Below are 26,312 nucleotides of genomic sequence, written 5' to 3'. Positions count from 1 at the left end.
AGTTCGCGTCAACGCGGAGGTGCAGCGTGCGAGCGTGGCACCTCCGCGCACTCTCGGTGCGAGCCCCTCCGTTCCCTAGCCAAGTGCCTTCACACGGTGGGCCTGTGCTCCTCCGAGGTCCAAGTCGGCAGGAACTGCGACAGGTAGTCGCGCAATGACTCGTCGCACGCATAGACATAGGTCCCGCGAATACCGCGCGTCATGAGCACCCGGTAGATGTTGATGATGAAAGCGCGCAGGTCGTCGTCGGTGTAGTTGATGCCGAGCATGTTGTTGTTCTGCTTGCCCTTGGTGTCGAAGTAGTTCTCTCGGGAGACGTACAGGCGCTTCTTCACCGGATCGAATCGGAGGTCGGGGCCGATGATGACGCCCGTGTAGTTGAGGTCGTATCCCTGTACGGTGTGGATCGATCCGACCTCCCTCACGAATGTCTTCTCGAGCACCGAATCCGAAGAGGTCATCCACACCGTGGAATTCACCCAGTCCTTGGGAGTGGAGTTCCACCGCAGCGGCAGTCCATCCAGCACGAAATCGTGCGCGTGGGGCTCCTTCTTCGGACTGACACCGCGTGTCTTCCACTTCCAGGCGTAACCGGCGACCAGGCGAGCGAGCGACGACTCGGCTTCGCGGTGATCAAGCTCATCAGCCATATCGGTGAAATTGGTGAACAGACGGAGGTCGTACTCTCCGAAGTGCCTTCTTCGTGGTGGATCTGAGGAGAAGATCTCGCCGACGTACTCGATGTAGTCATGACCTCCGCTCACACGCATTTGTGAGTGCAGCTGCACATAGTGGCGGGTCGAGCGGGCCTCATTGATGAGCTGGGATGTTCGAGCGGAGGAAAGATCCGCCGGCATCACCGACTGAGACGGATCGAGGAGGAACATCCGGTGCCGGCTGCGTTTGAGAATCCAATCGAGCTGTGTGAGGGATTTATCGTCTTCACCGAACAGCTGGGTGTTGATCCTCGCGAAATCTCGATTGCGCATTCCTGATGATTGGCTCGCACGCTGATTCAGCCGATGTGCTTCATCGACGATGAGAAGATCGAAATCCTCCTCTGCGTCTCCCACATCGTATGGAGTGAGGACACACGTGTGATCGAGGTATGGGGTCTTCTTGAAGACGGAGATCACGGAGCTTCGCAGGGATTGCTGTGGTACGACGAATCCGATCGAGAGATCGTCCAGGCGATCTCTGGATTCCTCAGTGAAGAACCGGGAGAAGATCGAATCGGCATCGACGTCATCAAGAGGGTTGTAGTTCTGGATGTCGCGGAGGAGTTTGATGAGGTAGATCGCGATGATCGTCTTCCCGGTTCCGGGATCGCCCTGGATGACGAAGGTGCTCTCGCTCGATCCGTCGACATCGGCGGAGAGTTCGTCAAGAAGTCGTGCGACCGAGCGAGCCTGCTCGAAGTTGAGTGATTTGAACGGGGAGAGCTTGAACAGATCGGAGTTCACGATCTCCGGTATCGACTGACCGAAGAGGCCCTGTGTGTGCAGTTCCTGGAAGATCTGCTCGAAGGTCTCCTGGTAACGACGCCTGTCGTAGTAGTCGGAGTCGATTATGCCCTCATTGCGGTTGAGGACCGCGAAGTTCCCGTCCCCTGCGAAGAGTCGGATGAGATACGACTCGAGGTCAAGGCACGACGACTTGTTGAACGAGGCGTCGACGAGAATCCTCATGACGTCGAGGCTCTTCTTGGAGTCCGACATCAGGTGCTGCTTCATCCGGTTGACTGCGTTGATCGTCTCGCCCACATAGACTGAAGCGTCGTCATTGAGGATGTAGACCACCGGCCAGTTCGTGTAACGCTTATCGACGCGTGCCAAGCGTTCCACCTCGGTACCCGTGAAGCGGTGCCGCTCGATGCTGAACTCGGCCATGTCACTCCGATGACGGCGCGCTCTGCGGCGCTGGATACTTCGTTGCGGTCTTCTCGAGCTTCGCTCGGACGATGGCCTCCGGTTCGAGCCCCAGCTTCTCGGCCAGGAGATAGGAATAGGTCAGCACATCCGCCAGTTCTTCCTGCACATGGACCAGGTCAGGTTCATGGCCCCATTGGAAGCACTCCAGAAGTTCTGCTGACTCGATAGCGATCGATTTCGATAGGTTCTCCGGGCTATGGAAGCGATCCCAGTCGCGGTCGTCGGTGAACGCGCGAAGGTCGCGCATCAGGGACTTCTCACTCATCTCTTCCTCGATCCCGGGAGATACTTCACATGCGGCTCACTGCGACAAGCCTATCCGCCTCTCGACCATAGTCCCGGGCCGATCCACATCCGAGCTGCGCGGTATCTGTCGCGTTGACTCCTGGGCCCCAGAGCGGGACCGTCGATCGCGGAGCGGCGACCTCGGCCGTGGAACCAGGCCGCTCAGGCCAGCTCACATTGCAATTTCCGGCGGTTCCGTTCACCTTGGTGTCAAGGGGTTGTTGCAACGAGGTGTTCGTTCAGGGCTTGAGCTGGGGTTTTCCATTTCAGAGTCTTGCGGGGGCGGGCATTGAGCTCGGCGGCGACAGCATCGAGCTCGGCCTGGCTGATAGCCCGGAAGTCCGTGGTCGAGCGGGGGAAGTACTGCCGCAGCAGCCCGTTGGTGTTCTCGTTCGTCCCACGCTGCCAGGGCGCATGCGGGTCACAGAAATACACCTCGCAATCGGTAGCGATCCGGAAGTCAGCCACGGCAGACATCTCCGCTCCCTGGTCCCAGGTCAACGATGCCCGTAGGTGTTCCGGCAGCTGTCCCATCAACTCGATGAGGACCCGGATCACCTCCTGACTGACCCGCGAGGACGGCAGACTGCCGAGCATCACGAACCGGGTGGAACGTTCCACCAGCGTGATGATCGCCGAGGACCCCCGCGCCCCGAGCACGAGATCGCCTTCCCAGTGCCCGGGCACCGCCCGATCAGCGGCCTCAGCCGGGCGGGAAGAGATGGTGAAGTCCACCGTCCAGGGCTTCGCCCCGCGCCCGGCCTTGGCTTCCCGGGACTGCGACCGGCGCTGACCGCGACCGGTACGCAGCGCGACCTGCCGGGCGAGTTCCTGACGCATCCCGCCCCTGGCCTGGTAATAGATCGCTTGGTAGATCGTTTCGTGGGACACGTGATTCTCCGGCTGCTGGGGATACTGCGTCCTCAGCCAAGCACTGATCTGCTGCGGCGACCACCGGCACCGCAGCTTCTCGGCCACCACGTGCCACAGCGCGGGGTAGGGTTTGCCCCAACCGGGACGCAGCTTCATCGCGCGTGGTCGGCGTGCGCGTTTCAGCGCCCGTCGGTGGGCATGGGCGTGTGAGTACACCCACCGATATGCCCCGCCCCAGCCCGGTGCGCCGGCACGCGATCCCCGCGGATGCCGGGAACCGGCACCCGCGAGGCTGTTGCCCCGGTAGGCGTTGTTGCGTGCGACCTCACGCCATACCGTGGACCGGTCCCGGCCGATCCGAGCAGCGATCTGCGGGAAGGACAATCCCTGCCCGAAGAGCACCTCGATCTGCGCACGTTCCGTCACTGTCAATCTGGGTCCAGGCACCTCGATCACCCACGATCATCAAAGCCATCCCCGCCACTCAGGGACACCGTTGCAACAACCGTATGAAACCACCCACAGGAACCGCCGGAAATTGCATTCTCGGGGGAGAGAAGAGGACGGGGCCGGGTGACAGGGGAAAGTCACCCGACCCCACGTGCGGTGGGCCCTCAGCGGGTGTCGGCGCGCTCGGCCTTCCTGGCCTTCCGGCGGGATCCGGCCCCGATGAAGCTCAGGAGCAGGAGGAGCAGCGAAGCGAGCAGGATGATCGCGCCGACCGCGATCCCGGCATCCATCCAGAACTGGGCCGGGAAGAGGCGGATGAGCGCGTCGTCGAGGTAGAACTGCCACGTCCCCTGCTCGAAGAACAGCGCGTGGAAGCCGGTGAAGAACCGGTCCCAGCCGAGCACCGCGAGGACGGCGAGCACGGCGGCGGCGAGCAGGGTGAGCGTCGCACCCCAGCGGATCCCGTGGCGCATGCCGGGTCCCGTGCGCCGGGAGAGGTAGAGGGCGAAGACCACTCCGACGATCGCGGCGATGACGCCGACGAGGTAGAGCAGGGAGATGAGCGACTTGACGTCGGCCATGTGCGCGATCTCCTCCGGTGCGAACAGCGGCACCCCGTTGGGGAGCACGACGTCGGCGAGGTACCGGCTCGAGTCCATGTTGTTGAGGTAGTCGACCGCGTACGAGCCGTAGTGGAGCCGATCGTCGGCGGTGAAGCCGTAGTCGTCGGCCGGGAACCCGGGGCGGTAGCGGTACTCGAACAGGAGGAACAGGCCCGAGGCCACGGAGCGCACCGCGAGCGCGGCGAGGACGAAGGGGACGGCGAGCGTGATCCAGATCGTCCCGATGACGTCGAGCACGCCGAATCGGCTGCGACCGGGCACGTCGACGTCGCGCGAGCGGTCGGGATCACCGGCGGAGCGACCCTTCTTCGTCTTCGCACCCTTCGTGCCGGCGGTCGCCGTCGCACCTCCGGCAGCGGCGCCCGCGCCGGCGGCGGTCCCGCCGCCGAGCAGCGCCCACTCCTCGTCGGAGAGCAGCGACGGCTTCTCGGACCCCGCCGGGGCGCGATCCGCGCCGCCGGGTCCCGCCGCAGCGCCGGCGGAGTCCGGTGCCGAGGTAGAGCGGACCGGGGTCTCACGGGTGGGGCCCGGATCGTCGTGGAAGGTGTCGAAGGCCTGCGTGTCCTCGAGGTGCGAACCGGATGACCGATCGTCAGCGGACGCGGCGGAGGACGGTCCCGTCCCCGAGCTCAGACGTCGCGACAGGAGGTCATCGGAGTTCTTCGAGTCATCGGTAGCCACCCCACCATTGTTCGCTCCCGGCCTCGCGGGACGGCGGACCGACACGCACGCGGACCGAACTGCCCCGCTTTCCGCAGAGTCGGGGTCGTGTGCGACCGGTCCCGGTCCCCGGCTCAGCCGCCGAGCAGGATCGCGACGAGGATCATCGTCGGCACCGAGAGGATCGTGGTGATGAACACCGCATCGCGGGCCAGCCGCTCGGACTGCTTGTACTGCATCGAGTAGATGTAGACGTTCTGCGCCGTCGGCAGCGCGGAGGTCACGACGATCCCGAGCAGGTCGAGGCCCGAATAGCCCAGCAGCGGCCCGCCCACCGCCCAGGCGATCGCGGGCTGGACGAGGAGCTTGAGCACGGTGACGAGCGTGAGCTGGCGGCGCGATCCGGGTGCGGGCAGCGACCAGCCGTCCTTGAGCGAGATCCCGAAGGCGAGCAGCGCTCCCGGCACGGCGATCGCGCCGAGCATCCCGAGGGGTTCGTGGAGCACGGTGGGCAGCCGGACATCGGCCACCGAGCAGACGACGCCGACCGCCGCGCCGATGACGATGGGGTTCCGGAGGACGACGAGGACCGCCTTCCACCATTCGCCGGCGGCGCCGGGCCGGGTGGCGTCGAGGAGGGCCATGCTCACCGGGGCGAGGACGACGAGCTGGAACAGGAGGACCGGGGCGACGTAGCTCAGATCGCCGAGCACGTAGGTGGCGATCGGGATCCCGAGGTTGCCGATGTTGACGTAGCCGACCGACATCGCGCTGATCGTCGATTCGCCGAGCGAGCGCCGCCGCAGCCATCGCGTCACCGCGAAGCACACGACCGCGACGAGGACGGCCGAGCCGCCGGTCGCCAGCAGGGCCGAGGAGAAGATCATCCCGACATCGGTCTCGGCGAGGGTGACGTAGAGCAGCGCGGGCGTCGCGGCGTAGAACACGAGCTTGGCGATGACCTGCTGGCCGGACGGGCCGAGGACGCCGCTGCGGCCGAGGATCAGGCCGGTGAGCACGACGACGGTGATGACGCCGAACCCCTCGAGCACCCCGATCACGAAGCGACCCCCTGTCCACTGCTGACCCCGGGCGGCCGTGCCGGCGCGCCCCTGCGACGCGACCCAGCCTAGACCCGCGGCGCGCCCGCGGCGCGGGCCGCTCGACCTGCGAGCACACCGCAGCTCCGGGGGACGGCCGACCCGACGGTAGTCTGGACCCGACATGACCGAGAACCGAAAGCGCCCCTCCTCCCGCCGCCGCGGCTCCCGTTCGCGCGGCCGTGCGAACCGGCCCTCCCCGCAGAGCGCCGCCCGGCTGCGGGCCGCGCGCCGCACGATCGCCCCGCAGATCTCCTCCCCGCCGCAGCTGCCGGTGAGCGAGCACCGGGAGACCATCGCCGCCGCGATCCGGGAGAACCAGGTCGTCATCATCGCCGGGGAGACCGGGTCGGGCAAGACGACCCAGATCCCCAAGATCTGCCTCGAGCTCGGCTTCGGCATCGACGGGATGATCGGCCACACCCAGCCGCGGCGGATCGCCGCCCGCGCCGTCGCCGCGCGCGTGGCCGACGAGCTCGACGTCGAGCTCGGCACCGGGATCGGCTACCAGGTGCGCTTCACCTCGCACGTCGCCGACAGCACGCGCGTCAAGGTCATGACCGACGGCATCCTCCTCGCTGAGCTCCAGCACGACCGCCGCCTGTCCGCCTACGACGTCATTATCATCGACGAGGCGCACGAGCGCAGCCTCAACATCGACTTCCTGCTCGGCTCACTCGCGCGGCTGCTGCGGGAGCGGCCGGACCTCAAGCTCATCATCACCTCGGCGACGATCGACCCCGAGTCCTTCGCCGCGCACTTCGACGACGCCCCGATCATCCGGGTCTCGGGACGGACCTATCCCGTCGAGGTCCGCTACCGGCCCCTCGTCGAGGACGCCCCGCCCGCCGACGACGACACCGACGGCCCGGGGCCGGACGGCGACTACGAGGCCGGCGCCGGGGACCAGACCGAGGGGATCCTCGCCGCCGTCGACGAGCTCCTCGCCGAACCGCCCGGGGACATCCTCGTGTTCCTCTCCGGCGAGCGGGAGATCCGCGACACCGCCGAGGCGCTCGGCAGCCACCTCGCCCGGCGCCCCCGGACGAGCAGCTGGGAGGTCGTCCCGCTGTTCTCCCGGCTGTCCTCGGCCGAGCAGCAGCGGGTCTTCGCCCCGCACGCCCACCCGCGCGTCGTGCTCGCGACGAACGTCGCGGAGACCTCGCTCACCGTGCCCGGCATCAAGTACGTCATCGACGTCGGGACCGCGCGGATCTCCCGCTACTCCCACCGGACCAAGGTCCAGCGGCTGCCGATCGAGCGGATCTCGCAGGCGAGCGCGAACCAGCGGATGGGGCGCTGCGGTCGCACGAGCGACGGGATCTGCATCCGCCTGTACTCCGAGGAGGACTTCGACTCCCGGCCCGAGTTCACCGACCCGGAGATCCTCCGCACCAACCTCGCGAGCGTCATCCTCCAGATGTGCGCGCTCGGCTTCGCCCGCAGCGAAGCCGACATCACCGGCTTCCCGTTCCTCACCCCGCCCGATCCCAAGGCCGTCCGCGACGGCCGGACCCTCCTCGGCGAGCTCGGTGCGCTGCGCCGCGACGGGGACGCGATCCGCCTCACGGGCATCGGCCGCACGCTCGCCCGCCTGCCCATCGACCCCCGCCTCGCGCGCATGCTGCTCGCCGGGGCCGAGGCCGGGTGCGGGGGAGAGGTCGCCGTCATCGTCGCCGCCCTCTCGATCCAGGACCCGCGCGAGCGGCCCACCGAGGTCCGGGCCGAGGCCGACGCCCTCCACGCCCGGTTCCGCCACGACCGCAGCGACTTCCTCGCCCTGCTCACGCTGTGGAACCACCTGCAGGATTCGGCGGCGAGCCTGTCGTCGTCGAAGTTCCGGAAGCTCTGCAGAGCGGAGTTCATCAACTTCGTCCGGGTGCGCGAATGGCAGGACCTCGTGAGCCAGCTGCGCTCGCTCCTCGGCTCTGCCGGGGTGCACATCGAACGATCGAGCTGGCGACCCCTCGAACCGACGGAGAAGGACCCGAAGCAGCCGCCTCCCTATGACGACGAGGCCGTCCAGATCCACCGCGCACTCCTCACCGGGCTGCTGTCGATGATCGGCGTGCGGACCGAGCAGGGCCGGAGCGAGAGGTCCGGGGCGGGCCGGCCCGCCGGTCGCGATCGCCGGTCGCAGAGTCGCGAGTACCAGGGCGCCCGCGGCACCCGGTTCGCGATCTATCCCGGTTCGGGGCTGTTCAAGGCGCGGCCCGAGGTCGTCATGGCCGCGGAGCTCGTCGAGACCTCGCGGCTGTGGGCGCGCACCGTCGCCGCCGTCGAACCGGAGTGGATCGTCGAGGCGGCCGGCCCCCTCGCGGTGCGCCAGCACAGCGAGCCCCACTGGTCGCAGCGCTCGGGCTCCGCGATGGCCTACGAGCGGATCTCGCTCTACGGGGTCACGCTCATCAGCGATCAGCGGGTGGGCTACGGGAGGATCGACCCCGCCGCGTCCCGCGAGCTGTTCATCCGCCACGCGCTCATCGATGGGGAATGGCGAGAGCGGCACCCGTTCCTCCACCGCAACGCGGCCGCCGTCGCCGAGGCCGAGGAGCTCGCCTCCCGGGTCCGCAACCGCCGCCTCCTCGCCGAGGACGAGGTGCTCTTCGACTTCTACGACGCCCGGATCCCCGCCGACGTCGTGTCCGGAGCGCACTTCAACGCGTGGTGGAAGGCCCAGCGCCGCACCGAGCCGGATCTCCTCGACATCGGCGTCGACGCCCTGCTCAGCGACGACTCCGCTGAGCTGTCCTCCCGGGCGGCGGACGATTTCCCCCTCGACTGGGAGCTGCCCGACGGCACTCCCGCCCGGCTGCGCTACGCCTACGACCCCGGCTCGGCGGCCGACGGGGTCACCGTCGAGATCCCGGCTGCGGGCCTCGCGGCCGCGGACCCCGACGCCTTCACCTGGCAGGTCCCCGGACTGCGCCGGGACCTCGTCACCGCGCTCATCCGCTCGCTGCCCAAGGCCAAGCGCCGGTACTTCGTGCCCGCCCCCGACGTCGCCGCAGCCGTCCTCGCCGGCGTCACCCCCTACGAGGGGGACATGGCCGAGGTCCTCGCCGCCGAGCTCAGCGCCCGCGCCGGGGGAGGGGAGCTCACCGATCTCGTCCCCATCACCATCACCGCCGGCGACTTCGACCGCGCGCGCATCCCGTCCCACCTCGTCATGGAGTTCGCGGTGGCCCACGGCGACCGGGTCGGTCCGGCGACCGCCGACCTCCGTGCGCTCCAGCGGGAGCATGCGGAGGCCGCGCGTCCGGCCGCCCCGCGCGGGCGTCGGGGACGGCAGGCGCCGGGGCCCACCCCGCCCCCCGCCGCGGAACCCTCGTCCGCCGCCGAGGCGCCGACCCCGCGGCGGGGGGCGGGCCGCGGAACCCTCGTCCGCCGCCGAGGCGCCGACCCCGCGGCGGACGGTGGCCGCCCGCATCGCCGAGGGAGCCGAGGACGCCCTCGACTTCGTCCGCGGGCACCTGAGGACCGAGGAGAAGCTCGTGCTCGCCGCGCACCAGAAGCGCACCGATGAGCTGCTCCGATCCCTCCTCCGGGTGGCCGCGCTCGGCGAGCTCGAGGCCGCGGGGATGGACGCGAGCGGGCAGGTCGCCGGAGCCCCGCCGGATGCCGCCGTCGAGCGGAGGGTCCAGGCGGGGCTGCCCGCGCGCGCCGAGGCGCTCCTGCCCTCCCTCGTCGAGGCGCTCCGCGGGATGAGCGGGCTCGACTCCGCGGTCTCCCAGGCATCCTCGCTGTCGATCCTCGCGAACCTCGCCGACATCAGGGACTGGCGCACCGCGTTCGGCACCCCGGCGGCGATCGCGGGGATGAGCCCGCAGGCGCTGCAGCGGCTGCCGCAGTGGGTGCGGGCGGCGCGCGCACGCGTCGACTCCCTCGTCGACGCGCCCTCCCGCGACACCCAGCTCCTCGACCGGGTGCGCGGCAGCGAGTCCGCGGTGCTCGCGAAGCTCACGAAGAGGGAGCCCGCGGTCGCGGACCTCGGCCGGGCGGAGAGGCTGGGCGCCGTGGGAGAGGAATGGCACGCCGTGCTGCTCGCCTCCGAGGAGCTGCGGGTGGGTCTGTTCGCGCCGTCGGTGGGCACCGCCGGGAAGGTCTCCGAGCAGCGGATCGCGAAGGCGCTCGCGAAGCTCTGAGGCGGGACCGCCCGGCGGTCCGCGAGGACCGTCTCAGTGGCCGATGATGAGTCGGAGGGCGATGAGCACCATGACGATGCCGATCGCGATGTCGACGATCTGCCACACCCGCGGTCGGGCGGCGTAGGGTGCGAGCGCGCGGGCTCCGAAGCCGATCGCGGCGAACCACGTGAGAGACCCGAGGATCGCTCCGGCGGTGAAGGCCCAGCGGTCCCCGCCGAGCTGACTGGCGAGCGTCCCGATGAGGAGCATCGTGTCGATGTAGACCCCGGGATTGAGGAACGTCAGGGTGAGCGTCGTGAGGATCACCGTCCGCAGGCGCACCTCACCGCGCCCCGCGGCGAGACCCTCCGGCCTCGCCGCGGACCGGAACGCGGTGAAGGCGAACCACAGGAGGTACGCCGCTCCGCCCCAGCGGAGCAGCTCGAGGAGGATCGGAGCGCGCTCGACGACGGCGCCGATCCCCAGGGTGCCGAGGACCATGAGCAGGGCGTCGGCGACCGAGCAGATGAGGACGACGAGGCCGACGTGCTCCCGGCGCATCCCCTGCCGGAGCACGAAGGCGTTCTGGGGGCCGACGGCGATGATGAGGGACCAGCCGGTGAGCAGACCGGTGACGAGATGGGTGAGCACGGACCCGACTCTAGGGCTGAGCAGGAATGAAGGGAAGCGCAAGAAAATCATCAGAATGCACATCTGCTTCATATGGGTGCAGACTGGTGCCATGCACGCCGATCAGCTCGCCGCCCTCCGGGCCGTCGTCGACCATGGGTCCTTCGAGGCGGGAGCCCGGGCCCTCCACATCACCCCGTCGGCCATGAGCCAGCGGATCCGCACCCTCGAGGCGAGGGTCGGCAGCGTCCTCGTCCTGCGCTCGCTGCCGGTCGCGGTCACCGAGGCCGGCCAGGTCATCCTCCGCCTCGCCCGGCAGATCGACCTGCTGGAGACCGAGGCGCTCTCGCGCCTGCCGGGAGCCGGCCTCGCCACCGGTGCGGCCGCGGACGATGGTGAGCTCGAGGGTGCCGTGCTCGAACTGCGGATCACCGTCAATGCCGATTCGCTCGCCACGTGGTTCCGACCGGTGTTCCGCGCCGCTGCGGGCTGGTCCGACGCCGTGCTCCGGATCGACATCGCCGACCAGGACCGGGCCGACCGCGCGGTCGCGGAGGCGCAGTCGATGGGGGCGACCTCGTCCCGCGCGCGGGCGCATCACGGATGTCGGGTGACCCCGTTGGGGGCGATGCGCTACGTTGCGGTCGCCGTTCCCGGGCTGCTCGCGCGGTTTCCCGCCGTTCCCGGCGCGCCGGCGGGATTGCGAGTCGACCTCACCCGGATGCCGATGGTCGACTACGGGCCCGACGACCGGCTGCAGGAGCGGTTCCTTGCCCTCTGGGGAGCAGCCCGGCCGCGTCGGCGCACCCTCGTCCCGAGCTCCGAGGAGTTCCGGTGCGCGGTCGAGGCGGGCCTGGGCTGGGGCATGCTCCCGGAGATCCAGCTCGCCTCCGGCGATTCGCCGCTCGTCCCGCTCGCGGTCGAGGGGAGCGCGCACATCGACGTCCCGATCCATTGGCACCGGTGGAAGATGCCCTCAGCTGCGCTCGACCGGCTCGAGGCCGCGATCGTCGACGCGGCGCAGGCGCTGCGACCGCTGGGCCCGGCTCACGCCGGCAGCTGAGGGGCCGCCGCTCTCAGGCGGGTCCGGTGAGGCCGAACAGCAGCCAGCTCACCGGGAGCAGGGCGGCGCAGGCGAGAGCGCCGGCCGCCCACCCGATGCGCCATCGCCACGTGCTCCGCCGGGAGCCGACCCACAGGCACACGAGGGTGCCGAGCAGGCTGACGAACCCGGCGAGGGTGAGGAGGACGAGCCCGGTGATCGTCCACGGGTCGGCGTCGAGCGCGACGACGTAGAAGCCGATCTGCCCGATGAGCAGCGAGAACCGGATCGACAGCCAGAGCAGGGGGAGCGCGCCGAGCCCCGCCGCGATGAGCGGCAGCCTGCGCAGCCAGCGGTCGGGGGCGCCGCGGTCGCGCGCGACGCGGGAGTACTCGGTCTCGTCCATCAGCGCCCACAGTATCGTCTCCGCGGTATAGTGTGCTGTACACGCCTGGTCGTCGACAGCGAGGAGGACTCCGTGCGGATCGCACTGTTCGCCACCTGCATCGTGGATGCGATGTATCCCGAGGTGGGACGGGCCACCGTCCGGATCCTCGAGCGCCTCGGGCACGAGGTGATCTTCCCCGCGGGCCAGGCCTGCTGCGGGCAGATGCACATCAACTCCGGGAAGTTCCGGCAGGCCTATCCGGTGGTGCGCAACCACGTCGAGGCGTTCGAGGCCGAGGAGTGGGACTGCGCGGTTGCGCCGAGCGGATCCTGCGTCGCGAGCCTCGGGCACCAGCACCCGATGATCGCCGAGCACAACGGGGATCCCGAGCTCGGTCGGCGCGCCGCCGACGTCGCGTCCCGGACATATGAGCTCGCCCAGCTCCTCACCGACGTCCTCGGGGTCACCGATGCCGCCGCCCAGCTCGGCTCGTACTTCCCCTACTCGATCGCCTATCACAACTCCTGCCACGGCATGCGGCTGCTCCGCCTGGGCGCGCGCCAGCTCGACCTGCTCCGCTCCGTCGAGGGCGCCGAGGTCGTCGAGCCGGAGAACCCGGACTCGTGCTGCGGGTTCGGCGGCACCTTCTCGGTGAAGGATCCCCAGGTGTCCACCGCGATGCTCAGCGACAAGGTCGCCGCCCTCGTCACCACGGGGGCGTCGGTGTGCAGCGGCGGCGACGCCTCGTGCCTCATGCACATCGGGGGAGGGCTGGCCCGCACCCGTGAGCTCATGCCCGCCCAGGCCGGAGTCCCGCGGACCCTCCATCTCGCGCAGATCCTCGCCTCGACACGGGAGGACCCCCTCATCCTCGACCTGTCGGAGACACCCGCGGTCCAGGGGAAGGCGGCGCTGCGATGAGCCTCACCCACCTCGGCATGCCCACCGTTCCCGGCAAGGGGAACATCGTCGAGCACTCGCCGTTCCCCGAGGTCGCCGAGCTCGAGCTCGGCAAAATCCAGATGCGGACGAACCTCGCCCGCGCCACCTCGACGATCCGCGGCAAGCGGCTCGCCCGGGTGGCCGAGGTGCCGAACTGGGAGGAGCTGCGCGACCACGGCTCGGCGACCAAGACCGAGGTCATGGACCGGCTGCCGGAGCTCCTCGTCGAGTTCGAGGCCAACGTCGTCGCCCGCGGCGGGCACGTCCACTGGGCGCGCGATGCCGACGAGGCGAACGCGATCGTCGCCGACCTCATCGCCGAGCATGCGCCCGTGCTCGACTCCGGCCGCCGCGAGGTCATCAAGGTCAAGTCGATGGCCACCCAGGAGATCGGGCTCAACGAGCACCTCGAGGACATCGGCATCGACGCCTACGAGACCGACCTCGCCGAGCTCATCGTGCAGCTCGGCCACGACCGCCCCAGCCACATCCTCGTGCCCGCCATCCACCGCAACCGGCGCGAGATCCGCGAGATCTTCCTCCGCGAGATGGACGACGTCGACCCCGGCCTCACCGACGACCCGCGCGCGCTCGCCGAGGCGAGTCGGAGGCATCTGCGCCGGAAGTTCCTGTCCACCCCGGTCGCGGTGTCCGGGGCGAACTTCGGCATCGCGGAGACCGGCACCCTGTCCGTCGTCGAATCCGAGGGCAACGGACGGATGTGCGTCACGCTGCCGGAGACCCTCATCACCGTCATGGGCATCGAGAAGATCCTCCCGCGCTACGCGGATCTCGGGACGTTCATGCAGCTCCTCCCGCGCTCCTCGACGGGGGAGCGGATGAACCCGTACTCCTCGTTCTGGACCGGCGTCACCCCCGGCGACGGCCCGCAGAACGTCCATGTCGTGCTCCTCGACAACGGCCGCACGCGGGCGCTCGCCGACGAGCACGGCCGCCAGGCCCTCCACTGCATCCGGTGCTCCGCGTGCATGAATGTCTGCCCGGTCTACGAGCGCACCGGCGGGCACGCCTACGGCTCGGTGTACCCGGGACCGATCGGCGCGATCCTGTCCCCGCTCCTCACCGGCACCGATGCCGGGGCCAACGGCACCCTGCCCTACGCCTCGAGCCTGTGCGGCGCGTGCTACGACGCATGCCCGGTGAAGATCGACATCCCGCAGCTGCTCGTGCGCCTGCGCAACGAGGACAGCGAGGTCAGGGAGCGCCGGACCCGGCTGCCGCGGGGCCAGCTCGACGCCGCGCTCACCGCGGCCTCCTGGGTGATGTCCGACGGGCGTCGGATGGCGGTCGCGGAGAAGAGCCTCCCGCTCGTCCACCTCCTCACCGGGTCCGACGGCATCCGCAGCCTGCCGGGCATCGCGGGGAAGTGGACCGGCTCGCGCACGCTGCCGCAGCCGCCGGCGCAGTCGTTCCGCTCGTGGTGGAAGAAGGAGAGGGGCGACCGATGAGCCCGCAGTCCGCACGCGCGGAGGTCCTCGCGCGCATCGCCTCCTCCCTCGGCCGCACCGGCGCCCCCGACGATTCCGGGGTCGTGCCCGCCGCACCCGCTGCGCCCCGTGCGCAGGCGCCGGCAGATCCCGGCCCGCACCTCGACCGCGCGGAGCTCATCGCGCTGCTCACCGATCGCCTCGTCGACTACGACGCCCGGGTGGACCTCCTGCCCGCCGCCGAGGTCCCCGCCCGGATCGCCGCGCTCCTCGCCGGGGCGCGGAGCGTCGTCGTGCCCGCCGACCTCGAGGAGTCCCTCGTCGCCGCGGTCGACGCCGAGGTGCTGCGCGATTCCGCCGACCGCCCGCTCGCCGTCGAGGTCCTCGACGCGGCCGACGCGGTGCTTACCGCCTCGACCACGGCGGTCGCCGACACCGGGACCATCGTGCTCAGCGGTCCGCAGTGCGGCAGGCGGGCGATCACCCTCGTCCCCGACCGGCACATCTGCCTGGTCCGGACCTCCGACATCGTCCATCGGGTGCCCGCCGCGGTGGGGATCATCGAACAGCGCGGGCTCGTCGAGGCGCCGCAGACCTGGGTGTCCGGGCCCTCGGCGACCTCGGACATCGAGCTCGAGCGAGTCGCCGGCGTCCACGGCCCCCGCACGCTCGACGTCATCCTCATCGACGACTGAGCGTGCGACCGCCTCCGGAAGCGGGGTGCGCGTCGCAGCGCGTACACTGGTCCGGTGAATTCCGGTGCCCAGATCAATGACACGACCGTCCGGGCGGAGGCGGCGCGCAGGCGCACCTTCGCCGTCATCTCCCACCCCGACGCCGGCAAGTCGACGCTCACCGAGGCGCTCGCGCTCCACGCCCGGGTGATCGGGCAGGCGGGCGCCACCCACGGCAAGGGCGGACGGCGGGCCACGGTGTCGGACTGGATGAGGATGGAGCAGGACCGCGGCATCTCGATCTCCTCGGCCGCTCTCCAGTTCGAGTACCGCGACACCGTGATCAACCTCCTCGACACCCCCGGTCACGCCGACTTCTCCGAGGACACGTACCGGGTGCTGTCGGCCGTCGACTGCGCCGTCATGCTCGTCGACGCCGCCAAGGGCCTCGAGGTGCAGACGATGAAGCTGTTCGAGGTGTGCCGCCACCGGAGGATCCCGATCATCACGGTGATCAACAAGTGGGACCGTCCGGGCCTCGACGCGCTCGCCCTCATGGACGAGGTGTTCGAGCGCACCGGGCTCACCCCGACCCCGCTCACCTGGCCGGTCGGGCAGTCCGGCGACTTCCGGGGGGTGCTCGACCGGGAGGCCGGCACCTTCACCCGATTCACCCGCACCGACGGCGGCGCGACGATCGCCGGCGAGGAGACCCTCGACCCGGAGGCGGCCGAGGAGTCCGAGGGCGAGGCGTTCACCACTGCCGTCGAGGAGTCGGAGCTGCTCGACCTCGAGGAGCAGAACCACGACCAGGAGTCGTTCCTCGCCGGTCGCACGACCCCGGTGATGTTCGCTTCGGCGGTCCTCAACTTCGGCGTCCACAAGCTCCTCGACACCCTCGTCGACATCGCCCCGGCGGCCGAGGCCCGCCCGGACCGCGACGGTGAGCCGCGCCCCGTCGACGCGCCGTTCTCCGGCTTCGTGTTCAAGGTCCAGGCCGGGATGGACACCCACCACCGCGATCGCCTCGCCTACATCCGCGTGTGCTCCGGGGTGTTCGAGCGCGGCATGGTCGTCACCCACGCCACCACCGGCAAGCCGTTCGCGACGAAGTACGCCCAGCAGGTGTTCGGCCGCGACCGCGAGGTCATCGACCGCGCCTACCCCGGCGACGTCGTCGGCCTCGTCAACGCCTCCGCGCTGCGGGTGGGCGACTCGCTCTACCTCGAGAAGAAGGTCGAGTTCCCCGAGATCCCGACGTTCTCGCCCGAGCACTTCATGGTCATCCGCGCGAAGGACTCCTCGAAGTACAAGCAGTTCCGCCGCGGCATCGAGCAGCTCGACCACGAGGGCGTCGTGCAGGTGCTCCGGTCGGATCTGCGGGGGGACCAGGCGCCCGTCGTCGGCGCCGTCGGCCCCATGCAGTTCGAGGTCGCGGAGGACCGGATGGCGGGCGAGTTCAACGCCCCGTGCACGCTCGAGCGGCTGGGGTATTCGCTCGCCCGCCGCACCACGCCGGAGTGCGTGAGCACGCTCGCCCGCGAGCGCTCCGTCGAGGTGCTGTCGCGCTCCGACGGCGAACTGCTCGCGCTGTTCTCCGACCGCTGGCGGCTCGCCGGGGTCGAACGGGACCACCCCGACCTCGTGCTCGAGCCGCTCGTCGTGTCCTGATCCCGGGGCCGTCCGCGCGCACGCGGACACCTTTTGTCCGCGTGCGCGCGGAGGGCTAGGATGGGGTGTCGTGCCTGAGACCCCCTCGTGAAGTGTGCGGAGCTCGGCGGCCGGGCCCCGCACCGGGTCCCCCAACCATGCGCTGCACCCCATCCGTGCAGGTCCGAGAAGGAGAGTTCGACCAAGTGGCAAACCATCCGATCCGTGTCGCGATCGCCGGTCTGGGCAACTGCGCGACCTCGCTCATCCAGGGCGTCGAGTACTACCGCGGCGCGTCCGCCGATGAGCAGATCCCGGGACTCATGCACGTGAACTTCGGGGACTATCACGTCGGCGACCTCGAGTTCGTCGCCGCCTTCGACGTCGACGCGGCCAAGGTCGGACTCGACATCGCCGACGCGCTCGGCGCATCCCAGAACAACACGATCACCCTCGCCGAGGTCCCGACCACCGGCGTCGAGGTGCAGCGGGGGCCGACCCTCGACGGCCTCGGCCGCTACTACCGGGAGACGATCGAGGAGTCGACCGCGGAGCCGGTCGACGTCGCCGCGGTGCTCCGCGAGCGCGAGGTCGACGTGCTCGTGTGCTACCTGCCGGTCGGATCGCAGGACGCCACCGAGTTCTATGCGCAGGCCGCGATCGACGCCCGGGTCGCCTTCGTCAACGCGCTCCCGGTGTTCATCGCCGGCACGAAGGAGTGGGACGAGAAGTTCCGCGCCGCCGGGGTGCCGATCGTCGGCGACGACATCAAGAGCCAGATCGGCGCCACCATCACCCACCGCGTCATGGCGAAGCTGTTCGAGGACCGCGGCGTCATCCTCGACCGGACCTACCAGCTCAACGTCGGCGGCAACATGGACTTCAAGAACATGCTCGAGCGCGACCGGCTCGAGTCGAAGAAGATCTCGAAGACGCAGGCCGTGACGTCGAACACCTCCGCCCGGCTCACCGAGCGCGACGTCCACATCGGCCCGAGCGACTACGTCGCCTGGCTCGACGACCGCAAGTGGGCCTTCGTCCGCCTCGAGGGGCGCAACTTCGGCGATGCCCCGGTGTCGCTCGAGTACAAGCTCGAGGTGTGGGACTCCCCGAACTCCGCCGGCGTCATCATCGATGCCGTGCGCGCTGCGAAGATCGGCCTCGACCGGGGGGTCGGCGGCGCCCTGATCTCCGCCTCCTCGTACTTCATGAAGTCGCCGCCCGAACAGCAGCACGACGACGCGGCGAAGGCCGCGGTCGAAGCGTTCATCCGCGGCGACATCGAGCGCTGAGGCGCTCCGCCGCACTCGGACCCTGCTCCGGCCCGCCGGCCCGTCGCACTGCGCGGCGGGCCGGTGTCGTGTCCGGTCCCGTCGCACGGGCGCCGGGGTCGGGCACCGGCAGACAGGACCCGGCTGCGCTGGTACTCTGAACCGGTCCGCGACCCCGGGCGGTGACCGCCCGCCCCCGATCCCGAAGGGCTTCCCGCATGTCGACTGCTGCGACAGGTACCCAGGGCTCCCCGCCCGCCAAGTCCGGTGACGATCTCAACTGGCTGATGCGCTCGCTGGTCGTCATCGAGAAGGCCGGCAACAAGCTGCCCCATCCGTTCTGGCTGTTCCTCAGCCTCGCCGTCATCGTGATGATCCTGTCGTGGATCCTCGCGAACGCGGGCACCTCGGCGGTCAACCCGGCGACGGGGGAGACGGTCACCGCCGTCAACCTCCTGTCCCCGGAGAACCTCCGCGAGATCGTCGCGAACGTCGTGACGAACTACGTGACCTTCCCGGCCCTCGGCCTCGTCCTCGTCGTGCTCTTCGGCGTCGCCGTCGCTGAGCGCTCGGGCCTCATCCCCACCCTCATGCGCTCGGCGATGGCGAAGACCTCGCCGCGCTGGATCACCCTCATCGTGGCGCTCACCGGATCTGCGGCCTCGATCGCCTCGGACGCCTCGTACATGATCGTCATCCCGCTCGGCGGCCTCGCCTTCAAGGCGGTCGGCCGGAACCCGGTGATCGGCTGCGCGGTCGCCTATGCGGCGACCTCGGGCGGCTACTCCGCCGCCCCCTTCGTCAACAGCCTCGACGCGATCCTCGGCGGCATCTCGACCTCCGCTGCGGGGATCATCGACGAGAGCTACACCGTCACTCCGGTGGCGAACCTCTACTTCAACTTCGTGTCGATGTTCGCTGTCGCACTCGCCGTCACCCTCGTCACCGAGCTCCTCCTCAACAAGCGCGGCGAGCAGCTCGAGCTCACCGAGGAGGAGGTGCCCGAGGGTGAGGATCGCGAGCTCACCCAGGAGGTCACGCGGACCGAGAAGCGCGGCATGATCGCGGCACTCATCACCCTCCTCGTGTGCATCGCGATCGTCGTCGCGCTCGCCTGGCCCGCGAACTCCTTCCTCCGCGACACCGAGGGCGGCTTCGGCCCCGAATCCGGTCTCATGTCCGGGATCGCCGCGATCATCGGCTTCGGGTTCTTCGTCATCGGCATCGTCTACGGCATCGTCACCGGCTCGATCCGGCACCCCAACGACGTGCCGGAGATGATCGTCAAGGGCGTCGCGCCGTTCGTCCAGGTCCTCGTCCTGTTCTTCGCGGCCTCGCAGTTCCTCGCGCTGTTCAAGATGTCCTCCCTCGGCGAGATCCTCGCGATCCGCGGTGCGGAGTTCTTCCAGAGCATCGGCGCGAGCACCTTCCTCATCCTGTTCGGCGCCTACCTGCTCGTCGCGCTCGGAGCGCTCTTCATCACCTCGGGCTCCGGCCTGTGGACGCTCATGGCGCCGGTCCTCGTGCCGATGCTCATGCTGCTCGGCATCTCCCCGGAGACCACGCAGGCGGTGTACCGGATCGGCGACTCGACGACGAATATCGTCTCGCCGATGAGCCCGTACTTCGTCATGATCCTCGGCTTCATCCAGCGCTACAAGAAGGACGCCGGGATCGGCACCCTCCTGTCGCTGACGATCCCGCTGTCGATCGGCATGTTCGTCGTGTGGGGTCTGCTGTTCTTCGTGTGGTGGGCGCTCGGCATCCCGTGGGGACCCGGTGCGGCGATCAGCTACGAGCTGCCGGGCTGAACGCCCGCGGGCCTGCGCATAACAGGTCTGTAACGCCCGCTCGGGGACCCCTGGACTCAAGGGTTCTGTCAGATTCGGACTGTACTGTTGTGGACGGACGACATCCGCCCTCGAAAGGAATTCGATGAGCAATCCGCTTGTACGCCGCGGCCTCGAACAGGGGATCCAGGCCGGGCGCTCCCAGACGCCGGCCCCGTCGGCCGAGCAGCTCGACCAGATGTACCGCATGCCCTCGGCAGAGCGCCCGACGGCACCGGCCGAGCGGCCGATGACCTACGACGACGTGCTGATGAAGACCGCGTTCTGCTTCGCGGTGCTCCTCGCCGGTGCGGTCGTCGGCTGGTTCATGCCGATTCTCGCGCTGCCCGCGGCGATCGTCGGGCTCGTGCTCGGCCTCGTCAACGCCTTCAAGCGCGAGCCGAACAAGGCCCTGATCCTGCTCTACGCGGGCATCCAGGGCGTGTTCCTCGGCGGCATCTCCGGGATCTTCGAGGCGAGCTACTCCGGCATCGTCATGCAGGCCGTGCTCGCCACGCTCTGCGTGTTCGGTCTGATGTTCGCGCTGTTCCGGTTCCGCGTCATCCGGATGAGCAAGGGATTCACCAAGTTCCTCATGCTCGCCGTCGGCGGCTACGCGCTGTTCTCGATCGTCAACTTCGTGTTCGTGCTCGCCACCGGCTCCGGCGGCGCGCGCAGCGTGGAGATCTCGATCATGGGCGTCACCATGCCGCTCGGCGTGCTCATCGGCATCGTCGCGGTCGTGCTCGCCTCGCTCACCCTCGTCGCCGACTTCCAGATGATCGAGGACGGCGTCAAGCACCGGATCCCGGAGCGCTACTCCTGGACCTGCGCGTTCTCGCTCATGGTCACCCTGGTGTGGCTCTACATCGAGATCCTGCGCCTGCTCTCGTACTTCCGGAGCAACTGAGGCGCAGGACGGCTGAGGCGCAGGCCCACATGACACCGGACACGGCGGCGGATCTCCACACGGAGATCCGCCGCCTCCGCATTCGCATCGCCGGGCTCAGCGGCGATGAGCTCGACGCCGGGCGGCGCACGGAGATCCGCAGCGCGCTCAGCGCGCTCTCCGCCCTGTCCGCGGACGGCCGCCCGGTCCCCGCACTCGCCGACCGGGTGCTCGGCGATCAGCTCGTCGTGCTCCTCCAGGACTGCCTGCCCGAGTACGGCGCGGCCCCCTCCGTCACCCTCCGGGCGCTCGACATCGCCCGCGGGCTGCGCCGGGCCCTGGCCTGAGCGGCGCCGTCCGGAGCGCTGCCCCGACCCGCCCGGGTGACCCCGGTCACGCCCCTGGATCAGGCACAGGATAGGGTGAGCCGGACGAGCACAGGCGGACCCGGAGCACCGTGGACTGCCGAGCGCTCGCCTCGGAACTGCTCACACCTCACGGGAAGGCCAGCGCTCATGTTCGGATTGCCGGCGGTCACCACCGCGGTCCTCATCGGGATCCCGCTCTTCTGGGTCCTCTACACGATCGGGTTCCTCGTGATCTCGCGGAACTGGGCGCGGGAGGACATCGACACCGACGACGTGCTCGCCGAGCCGGGCGGTCACGCCGGCGCCGCCGGAGGTGAGGTCCGATGAACATCGAGACGATCTTCCTCGTCATCTACTTCGTCGCGATGATCGCGATCGGCGTGTGGGCGATGCGTCGCGGCACCCAGGACTCCGAGGGATTCCTGCTCGGCGGCCGCAGCCTCGGCCCGGCGGTCAGCGCGCTGCGCCTGCAGAGCTCCTCGATGTCGGGCTACATGTTCCTCGGCGCCGGCTCGCTCGGCTACACCCAGGGCTACTTCGGCATGTGGTACGCGATGGGCGACATCGGCGGCGGCGTGCTCAACCTCTCGATCCTCGGCCGCCGGATGCGCAAGCTCTCGCAGATCCTCGGCTCGCTCACCTCGATCGAGTACCTCGAGCACCGGTACCCCTCGAAGTGGACCCGGCTGATCGCCGCCCCGATCGCACTGTTCTGCATCTTCTTCTACGTCATGAGCCAGTTCATCGCCGGCGGGCGCGGACTCGAGATGGTCACCGGGATCCCGTACGGGTGGGCGCTCGCGATCGCGATCGGCGTCATCGTCGCCTACACCTTCCTCGGCGGATACCTCGCGGTGGCCTACACCGACTTCGTGCAGGCGATCATCATGGTCATCGGCATGCTGTGGATCCTCATCGCCACCCTCATGGCCGTCGGCGGCCTCACGGCCGGCAACAACGCGGTCGCGGAGATCAACCCGAACCTCCTGTCGATGTGGGGGCCGGACGGGATCGCCGGGGTGCAGTGGGGCGTGATCATCGGCGCGCTCCTCGTGTTCTCCATCGGCTACATGGGCTGGCCGCACGTCGTGGTGAGCCACATGGCGATGAAGAAGCCCTCGGTCGCTCGCCGGGCGGGCCTCTACGCGACGATCTACAACCTCCTCTTCATCCCCGCGCCCTACCTCATCGGCGTCCTCGCGCTCGTCATCGTGCCGAACCTCGCTGACCCGGAGATGGCGATCTTCGAAGTCGCGGACATGGTGCTGCCGGCCTTCGCGATCGGCATCGTCATGGCCGCGATCATGGCCGCGATAATGTCCACCGCCGACGCCCTGCTGCTGCAGTCCGGCACGATCGCGAGCTACGACCTGTTCCGCCGCTTCATCAGCCCGGGGATGAGCGACCGGCAGTCGGTGTGGGTCTCCCGCATCACCGTGCTCGCGCTCGCGATCATCGGCTACATCGTCGCGATCGTCGGCGCCCCGGCCGTCGCCCAGGTCGTCATCTTCGCCACCACCGTGCTCGGCGCGGCGTTCGTGCCCGCCTACGTGTGCGCGGCCTGGTGGAAGAAGGCGAACACCGTCGGCGCGATCTCCTCGATGATCGTCGGCACCGTGGTCGTCGTCGCCTGGCAGTTCTCCGGCCTCGTCGACGCCACCGGGATCGACCCCATGGGGGTGGGCATCCTCGCCTCGACGCTCGCGATGATCATCGGCTCGCTCGCCACCCAGCGCACCAGCCCGGTGCCCGCGCACATCCGCGAGGCGCTCGTCGAGACCGACCGGGTCGGGCCGATCCCGGCGCGCCTGCTCACCGGGCAGAACCCCGCGCTCGGCGGTCAGGTGCCCGGCACCCACGGATCCGCCGACCGGGCGTGAGCGCGGACCCGGCCGCGCTGCTGCTGCCGGCTGTGTACAGCGCGGCCGAGGCCCGCAGCGTGCTCGTCCGGCGCCTGCCCGGGGCCGAGGCGAGCGCGACCCCCGTCGTCCACCCCTACTGGTGGGTGCGCGCCGAGGTGCGGCGCACCGGTCTCCGCCGAGCCGGTGCAGACCTCGGTGTGCGCGCAGGCGCCGGCGGGGGAGCGGGTGCAGGCGCGGGTGCCGGTGGCGACGGCCTCGGGGAGACCGTCGACGTGCTCGTCGACGTGTACTCCGGCCGGGGCTTCATCGCGGCCTTCGAACCGCACGGGGCGTCGGTCGAGGACGTGGAGTTCCGCGCCGCGCTCGAGCGTGAGCCGATCCCGGTCGAACAGGCGATCGAGGTCGCCCGGAACCTTCTGCGCACCCGCGTGCAGCGCCGCTGGAAGCTCGCGATGGGCTATGCGGTGGAGATCGGCGCACCGGTGCGCGGGGTGCTCAAGCCCAACTGGCTCGTCAGCGGCCGCGACCGCGCGCACGCCGTGCGGATGCTCGTCGACGGACTCGACGGCACCCACTTCGTCATCAGCGCCGAGGCGCTCTGACCTCTCGGGACATCGTCGCCGCGCGGGCCGGTTCTCGGCTGCGGGGCCGGGAATCGGTCTGCGACCTGTACTCTGCGGAGAAGCGGATGAGCCGTCACCTCTGAGAGGAGCACCATGCGTGTCATCGTCGTCGGCGCCGGGATCGTCGGGCTCGCGAGCGCCTTCCACCTCGCCCGGGCGGGTGCGGAGGTCACCGTGCTCGAGCGCGACCGGGTGGTCGCCGGGGCGAGCTGGGGCAACGCCGGCTGGGTGTGCCCCGGGCTCGTCGCCCCGCTCGCCGAGCCCGGCGGGTGGCGCCACGGGATCCAGGCGCTCACCGATCCGGACGCCCCGCTGTCCGTGCCGCGCCCGACCCCGCAGGTGCTCGGGTTCCTCGCCCGGTTCGCCGCCCAGATGACGACCCGGCGGTTCTCCGCCGCGGTCGAGGCGAACGCCCCGCTCACCCGCGAGGCGCTCGCCGCCTTCGACCGGCTCGCCGCCGCCGGGGTCGAGTCGCCCGTCATCCGCGCCGACTACCACCTCGGCGCGGAGTCCGCCTCGACGATCGCCGCGTTCGAGCACGAGGTCGAGCTGCTCGCCGCGACCGGGGTCGAGCTCGCCGCCCGGCGCACCCCGGCGGCGGATCTGCCGTGCTTCTCCGCGCGGGTCACCCACGCGCTCACCATCACCGGGCAGGCGTACATCGATCCCGGCGCGTACTGCGCGGAGCTCGCCCGGACGGCGCGCGCGGCCGGCGTGGAGATCCGCGAGGGGGTCGAGGTCGTCGCCGGGCACGCGGGCAGCTCCGCGGTCAGCCTCATCGACTCCGCAGGAGAAGCGCACACCGCCGACACCGTGCTCGTCGCCGCGGGCGCCTGGTCCGACGCGGTGCTCGGCCCGGTGTTCGGCGCCCGTGCGCGGACCCGGCAGACGAGCTGCCGCGGCTACTCCTTCACCGCCACCGCGGCCCCCGGTGCCATGCCCGGAGGACCCGTGTACTTCCCCACCCAGCGCATCGTCCTCACCCCGTACCGCTCGGGCGTGCGTGTCGCCGGGACCATGGAGTTCCTGCCGCCGGACGCCCCGCCGCGCGCGGGCCGGATCGACTCGATCGCTGCGACCCTGGAGCCGTTCGTCACCGGCATCGACCTCACCGACACCACCGACCACTGGGTGGGGCCGCGCCCGGTGAGCGACGACGGCCGACCGGTGCTGCGCCGCGTCGCCCGGCGCGGATACGTGGCCACCGGCCACGGGATGTGGGGGATCGTCCTCGGACCCGTCACCGGGGAGCGCATGGCCGAGCACATCCTCAGCGGTGAGCGCTGAACCGCTGCGCCGCCCGTCCCCGCAGTCCCGCCGTCGCATGCCCGCCCGGACCCGGCGTGAGGCGCGTCACGCCTCCGTGATGTAATGGCGTGCGGGGACGGAATGACGAGGAGTGCGGTGCAGTGATGGCGGAGCCGGAGCGGAGGCTGTGGTCGAAGGACTTCATCCTCGCCCTCGTCATCTGCATCTTCCTCTCCTTCGTCTTCTACCTCCTCGTCACCTCGATGGCCGAGTACGCGGTGCTCCGCTTCGCCGCATCCGACACCGTCGCCGGCTTCACCGCGAGCGCCTTCGTCGTCGGCGCCCTCATCGCCCGGATCTTCACCGGCGCGTTCCTCGACATCATCGGCCGGTACCGGGTGCTCATCGTCTCCCTCGGCGCCTCGGTCGGGGCCACGCTGCTCTACCTCCTCGCCGACCACCTCGGCGTGCTCATCGCCGTCCGCCTCCTCCACGGCATGACCTTCGGCGTCGGGCACACGGCGATCATGGCCGCCGTACAGACGATCATCCCGCCGTCCCGTCGTGCCGAGGGCACCGGGTACTTCTCGACCTCGACGACGCTCGCCGCCGCGCTCGGACCGTTCATCGCGCTCACCGTCATCGCCGACTTCGGCTACGACTGGCTGTTCGTCGTGTCGTCCGGGTTCACCCTCATCGGCTTCCTCGGCCTGTTCTTCCTCCGTGTTCCCGAGGTCGACAGCCGCTACGTGCCACGCGTCGGCGCGGCGACCTTCCACCCCCGCAATCTCCTCGACCGGGACGGCCTGCGGATCGGCGGCGTGATGTTCCTCTGCGGCATCGCCTACTCCTCGATCATGGCCTTCCTCTTCGGCTACACCTCGGAGATGGGGATGGCGCACGCCGCCCCGTACTACTTCCTGTCCTTCGCGTGCTTCTCCCTCATCGCCCGGCTCACCCTCGGCCGCGTCCAGGACCGCCACGGCGACAACGTCGTGATGTACCCGCTCTTCCTGTGCTTCTTCGCGGCCATGGTGCTCGTCGCCGCGACCCAGGCGGTGTGGATGATCGTCCTCGCCGGGATGCTCGCCGGGGTCGGGTTCGGATCGCTCATGGCGAGCGCGCAGGCGATCACCATCACCGCCGCCGGCCCCGCGCGGGTGGGAGTGGCGACCTCGACCTACTTCCTCATGATGGACCTCGGCTTCGGCGTCGGGCCGATCGTGCTCGGCACGCTCGTCGGGACCTTCACCTACGAGGCGATGTACCTCGTCGCGGCGGGCCTCGTCTTCGCCGCCGGAGTGCTGTACTTCCTCGTCCACGGCCGCTTCGTCCGCCGCCGCGTCTGACGCATCGTCGCCTCTTCCCCCTCCCTCAACCCGTCGAGTGGTCAGTTCCG

At 69.9% G+C, this 26,312-nt stretch carries 23 protein-coding genes; 16 read left to right on the top strand and 7 right to left on the bottom strand.

Features of this window, described 5'->3' with window-relative positions; translation table 11 throughout:
* Nucleotides 1-89 precede the first annotated feature (89 nt).
* The 5 genes from C1A17_RS05085 to C1A17_RS05065 all read right to left on the bottom strand — a co-directional run bounded on the left by C1A17_RS05085 (nucleotide 90) and on the right by C1A17_RS05065 (nucleotide 5,883).
* Nucleotides 90-1,889: a DUF2075 domain-containing protein gene (locus C1A17_RS05085; RefSeq protein ID WP_101651322.1), complete on the bottom strand. Its 1,800-nt coding sequence runs from the start codon at nucleotides 1,887-1,889 to the stop codon at nucleotides 90-92.
* A 1-nt stretch (nucleotide 1,890) separates the two neighbouring features.
* A complete protein-coding gene (locus C1A17_RS05080) occupies nucleotides 1,891-2,196 on the bottom strand; it encodes a nucleotide pyrophosphohydrolase (protein ID WP_101651320.1) in 306 nt (101 codons plus the stop codon).
* 230 nt (nucleotides 2,197-2,426) lie between these two features.
* Nucleotides 2,427-3,536, bottom strand: a complete 1,110-nt coding sequence (locus tag C1A17_RS05075) for an IS30 family transposase (protein ID WP_425427273.1) — start codon at nucleotides 3,534-3,536, stop codon at nucleotides 2,427-2,429.
* A gap of 167 nt (nucleotides 3,537-3,703) precedes the next feature.
* A complete protein-coding gene (locus C1A17_RS05070; protein ID WP_101651318.1) occupies nucleotides 3,704-4,843 on the bottom strand; it encodes a TIGR01906 family membrane protein in 1,140 nt (379 codons plus the stop codon).
* 113 nt (nucleotides 4,844-4,956) lie between these two features.
* Nucleotides 4,957-5,883, bottom strand: coding sequence for an AEC family transporter (locus tag C1A17_RS05065; RefSeq protein WP_101651316.1), 927 nt, complete (start codon nucleotides 5,881-5,883; stop codon nucleotides 4,957-4,959).
* A gap of 163 nt (nucleotides 5,884-6,046) precedes the next feature.
* Here C1A17_RS05065 and hrpA point away from each other — a divergent pair, with 163 nt between their 5' ends.
* Nucleotides 6,047-9,448: an ATP-dependent RNA helicase HrpA gene (gene hrpA, locus C1A17_RS05060; RefSeq protein WP_101651314.1), complete on the top strand. Its 3,402-nt coding sequence runs from the start codon at nucleotides 6,047-6,049 to the stop codon at nucleotides 9,446-9,448.
* A complete protein-coding gene (locus tag C1A17_RS05055; protein WP_101651312.1) occupies nucleotides 9,339-10,067 on the top strand; it encodes a DUF3418 domain-containing protein in 729 nt (242 codons plus the stop codon). Before hrpA ends, C1A17_RS05055 begins: the two co-directional genes overlap by 110 nt.
* 33 nt (nucleotides 10,068-10,100) lie before the next feature.
* Here the strand turns inward: C1A17_RS05055 and C1A17_RS05050 are convergent, their stop codons facing one another.
* Nucleotides 10,101-10,700: a LysE/ArgO family amino acid transporter gene (locus C1A17_RS05050; RefSeq protein WP_245873447.1), complete on the bottom strand. Its 600-nt coding sequence runs from the start codon at nucleotides 10,698-10,700 to the stop codon at nucleotides 10,101-10,103.
* Between the two features lie 91 nt (nucleotides 10,701-10,791).
* Between C1A17_RS05050 and C1A17_RS05045 the strand changes: the two genes are divergently transcribed.
* Entirely contained in the window at nucleotides 10,792-11,742 is a 951-nt protein-coding gene (locus tag C1A17_RS05045; protein WP_180953215.1) for an ArgP/LysG family DNA-binding transcriptional regulator, read from the top strand.
* A 13-nt stretch (nucleotides 11,743-11,755) separates the two neighbouring features.
* On the opposite strand, the gene C1A17_RS05040 is transcribed toward C1A17_RS05045, so the two are convergent.
* Nucleotides 11,756-12,127: a hypothetical protein gene (locus tag C1A17_RS05040; RefSeq protein ID WP_101651308.1), complete on the bottom strand. Its 372-nt coding sequence runs from the start codon at nucleotides 12,125-12,127 to the stop codon at nucleotides 11,756-11,758.
* A 72-nt stretch (nucleotides 12,128-12,199) separates the two neighbouring features.
* Between C1A17_RS05040 and C1A17_RS05035 the strand changes: the two genes are divergently transcribed.
* From C1A17_RS05035 to C1A17_RS04975, 13 genes are all read left to right on the top strand, one after another.
* Nucleotides 12,200-13,030, top strand: coding sequence for a (Fe-S)-binding protein (locus C1A17_RS05035; protein WP_101651306.1), 831 nt, complete (start codon nucleotides 12,200-12,202; stop codon nucleotides 13,028-13,030).
* The gene (locus C1A17_RS05030; protein WP_101651304.1) at nucleotides 13,027-14,520 is read left to right on the top strand and encodes a lactate utilization protein B; all 1,494 of its coding nucleotides are present in this window, start codon (nucleotides 13,027-13,029) and stop codon (nucleotides 14,518-14,520) included. Before C1A17_RS05035 ends, C1A17_RS05030 begins: the two co-directional genes overlap by 4 nt.
* The gene (locus C1A17_RS05025; protein WP_101651302.1) at nucleotides 14,517-15,194 is read left to right on the top strand and encodes a LutC/YkgG family protein; all 678 of its coding nucleotides are present in this window, start codon (nucleotides 14,517-14,519) and stop codon (nucleotides 15,192-15,194) included. The genes C1A17_RS05030 and C1A17_RS05025 overlap by 4 nt, the downstream gene beginning before the upstream one ends.
* Before the next feature lie 54 nt (nucleotides 15,195-15,248).
* Complete coding sequence (locus C1A17_RS05020; RefSeq protein ID WP_101651300.1) at nucleotides 15,249-16,844, top strand: peptide chain release factor 3; 1,596 nt, start codon at nucleotides 15,249-15,251, stop codon at nucleotides 16,842-16,844.
* Between the two features lie 185 nt (nucleotides 16,845-17,029).
* Nucleotides 17,030-18,115 (top strand): inositol-3-phosphate synthase, encoded by a 1,086-nt coding sequence (locus C1A17_RS05015; RefSeq protein WP_101651298.1) that lies wholly within the window; start codon nucleotides 17,030-17,032, stop codon nucleotides 18,113-18,115.
* A gap of 197 nt (nucleotides 18,116-18,312) precedes the next feature.
* The gene (locus C1A17_RS05010; protein WP_101651296.1) at nucleotides 18,313-19,905 is read left to right on the top strand and encodes an AbgT family transporter; all 1,593 of its coding nucleotides are present in this window, start codon (nucleotides 18,313-18,315) and stop codon (nucleotides 19,903-19,905) included.
* Nucleotides 19,906-20,029: 124 nt separating this feature from the next.
* Nucleotides 20,030-20,833, top strand: coding sequence for a Bax inhibitor-1/YccA family protein (locus C1A17_RS05005; protein WP_101651294.1), 804 nt, complete (start codon nucleotides 20,030-20,032; stop codon nucleotides 20,831-20,833).
* Nucleotides 20,834-20,862: 29 nt separating this feature from the next.
* Nucleotides 20,863-21,159, top strand: coding sequence for a hypothetical protein (locus C1A17_RS05000; RefSeq protein WP_101651292.1), 297 nt, complete (start codon nucleotides 20,863-20,865; stop codon nucleotides 21,157-21,159).
* 168 nt (nucleotides 21,160-21,327) lie between these two features.
* Nucleotides 21,328-21,507 carry a hypothetical protein gene (locus C1A17_RS04995; protein WP_101651289.1) on the top strand — a complete coding sequence of 60 codons (180 nt, stop codon included), beginning with the start codon at nucleotides 21,328-21,330 and terminating at the stop codon, nucleotides 21,505-21,507.
* Nucleotides 21,504-23,060 carry a sodium/proline symporter gene (locus tag C1A17_RS04990; protein ID WP_101651288.1) on the top strand — a complete coding sequence of 519 codons (1,557 nt, stop codon included), beginning with the start codon at nucleotides 21,504-21,506 and terminating at the stop codon, nucleotides 23,058-23,060. The genes C1A17_RS04995 and C1A17_RS04990 overlap by 4 nt, the downstream gene beginning before the upstream one ends.
* On the top strand, nucleotides 23,057-23,644 hold the full coding sequence (locus tag C1A17_RS04985) for a hypothetical protein (protein WP_101651286.1): 588 nt from the start codon (nucleotides 23,057-23,059) through the stop codon (nucleotides 23,642-23,644). Before C1A17_RS04990 ends, C1A17_RS04985 begins: the two co-directional genes overlap by 4 nt.
* Before the next feature lie 114 nt (nucleotides 23,645-23,758).
* Entirely contained in the window at nucleotides 23,759-24,952 is a 1,194-nt protein-coding gene (locus tag C1A17_RS04980) for an NAD(P)/FAD-dependent oxidoreductase (RefSeq protein WP_101651284.1), read from the top strand.
* Nucleotides 24,953-25,077: 125 nt separating this feature from the next.
* A complete protein-coding gene (locus tag C1A17_RS04975) occupies nucleotides 25,078-26,262 on the top strand; it encodes an MFS transporter (protein WP_101651281.1) in 1,185 nt (394 codons plus the stop codon).
* Nucleotides 26,263-26,312: the final 50 nt, after the last annotated feature.

This window comes from Brevibacterium ihuae, assembly GCF_900184225.1.
Lineage (GTDB): Bacteria > Actinomycetota > Actinomycetes > Actinomycetales > Brevibacteriaceae > Brevibacterium > Brevibacterium ihuae.
Note: the sequence above shows the minus strand (reverse complement) of the source record. Positions and strands in the feature narration are given on the sequence as shown.

Bases quoted from the DNA above. Each gene is read 5' to 3' on its own strand.
- C1A17_RS04990 (WP_101651288.1), top strand. From the start codon at position 21,504: ATGAACATCGAGACGATCTTCCTCGTCATCTACTTCGTCGCGATGATC.
- C1A17_RS04980 (WP_101651284.1), top strand. From the start codon at position 23,759: ATGCGTGTCATCGTCGTCGGCGCCGGGATCGTCGGGCTCGCGAGCGCC.
- C1A17_RS05005 (WP_101651294.1), top strand. From the start codon at position 20,030: ATGAGCAATCCGCTTGTACGCCGCGGCCTCGAACAGGGGATCCAGGCC.
- C1A17_RS05080 (WP_101651320.1), bottom strand. From the start codon at position 2,196: ATGAGTGAGAAGTCCCTGATGCGCGACCTTCGCGCGTTCACCGACGAC.
- C1A17_RS04995 (WP_101651289.1), top strand. From the start codon at position 21,328: ATGTTCGGATTGCCGGCGGTCACCACCGCGGTCCTCATCGGGATCCCG.
- C1A17_RS05085 (WP_101651322.1), bottom strand. From the start codon at position 1,889: ATGGCCGAGTTCAGCATCGAGCGGCACCGCTTCACGGGTACCGAGGTG.
- C1A17_RS05025 (WP_101651302.1), top strand. From the start codon at position 14,517: ATGAGCCCGCAGTCCGCACGCGCGGAGGTCCTCGCGCGCATCGCCTCC.
- hrpA (WP_101651314.1), top strand. From the start codon at position 6,047: ATGACCGAGAACCGAAAGCGCCCCTCCTCCCGCCGCCGCGGCTCCCGT.
- C1A17_RS05010 (WP_101651296.1), top strand. From the start codon at position 18,313: ATGTCGACTGCTGCGACAGGTACCCAGGGCTCCCCGCCCGCCAAGTCC.
- C1A17_RS04975 (WP_101651281.1), top strand. From the start codon at position 25,078: ATGGCGGAGCCGGAGCGGAGGCTGTGGTCGAAGGACTTCATCCTCGCC.
- C1A17_RS05000 (WP_101651292.1), top strand. From the start codon at position 20,863: ATGACACCGGACACGGCGGCGGATCTCCACACGGAGATCCGCCGCCTC.
- C1A17_RS05045 (WP_180953215.1), top strand. From the start codon at position 10,792: ATGCACGCCGATCAGCTCGCCGCCCTCCGGGCCGTCGTCGACCATGGG.
- C1A17_RS05030 (WP_101651304.1), top strand. From the start codon at position 13,027: ATGAGCCTCACCCACCTCGGCATGCCCACCGTTCCCGGCAAGGGGAAC.
- C1A17_RS05040 (WP_101651308.1), bottom strand. From the start codon at position 12,127: ATGGACGAGACCGAGTACTCCCGCGTCGCGCGCGACCGCGGCGCCCCC.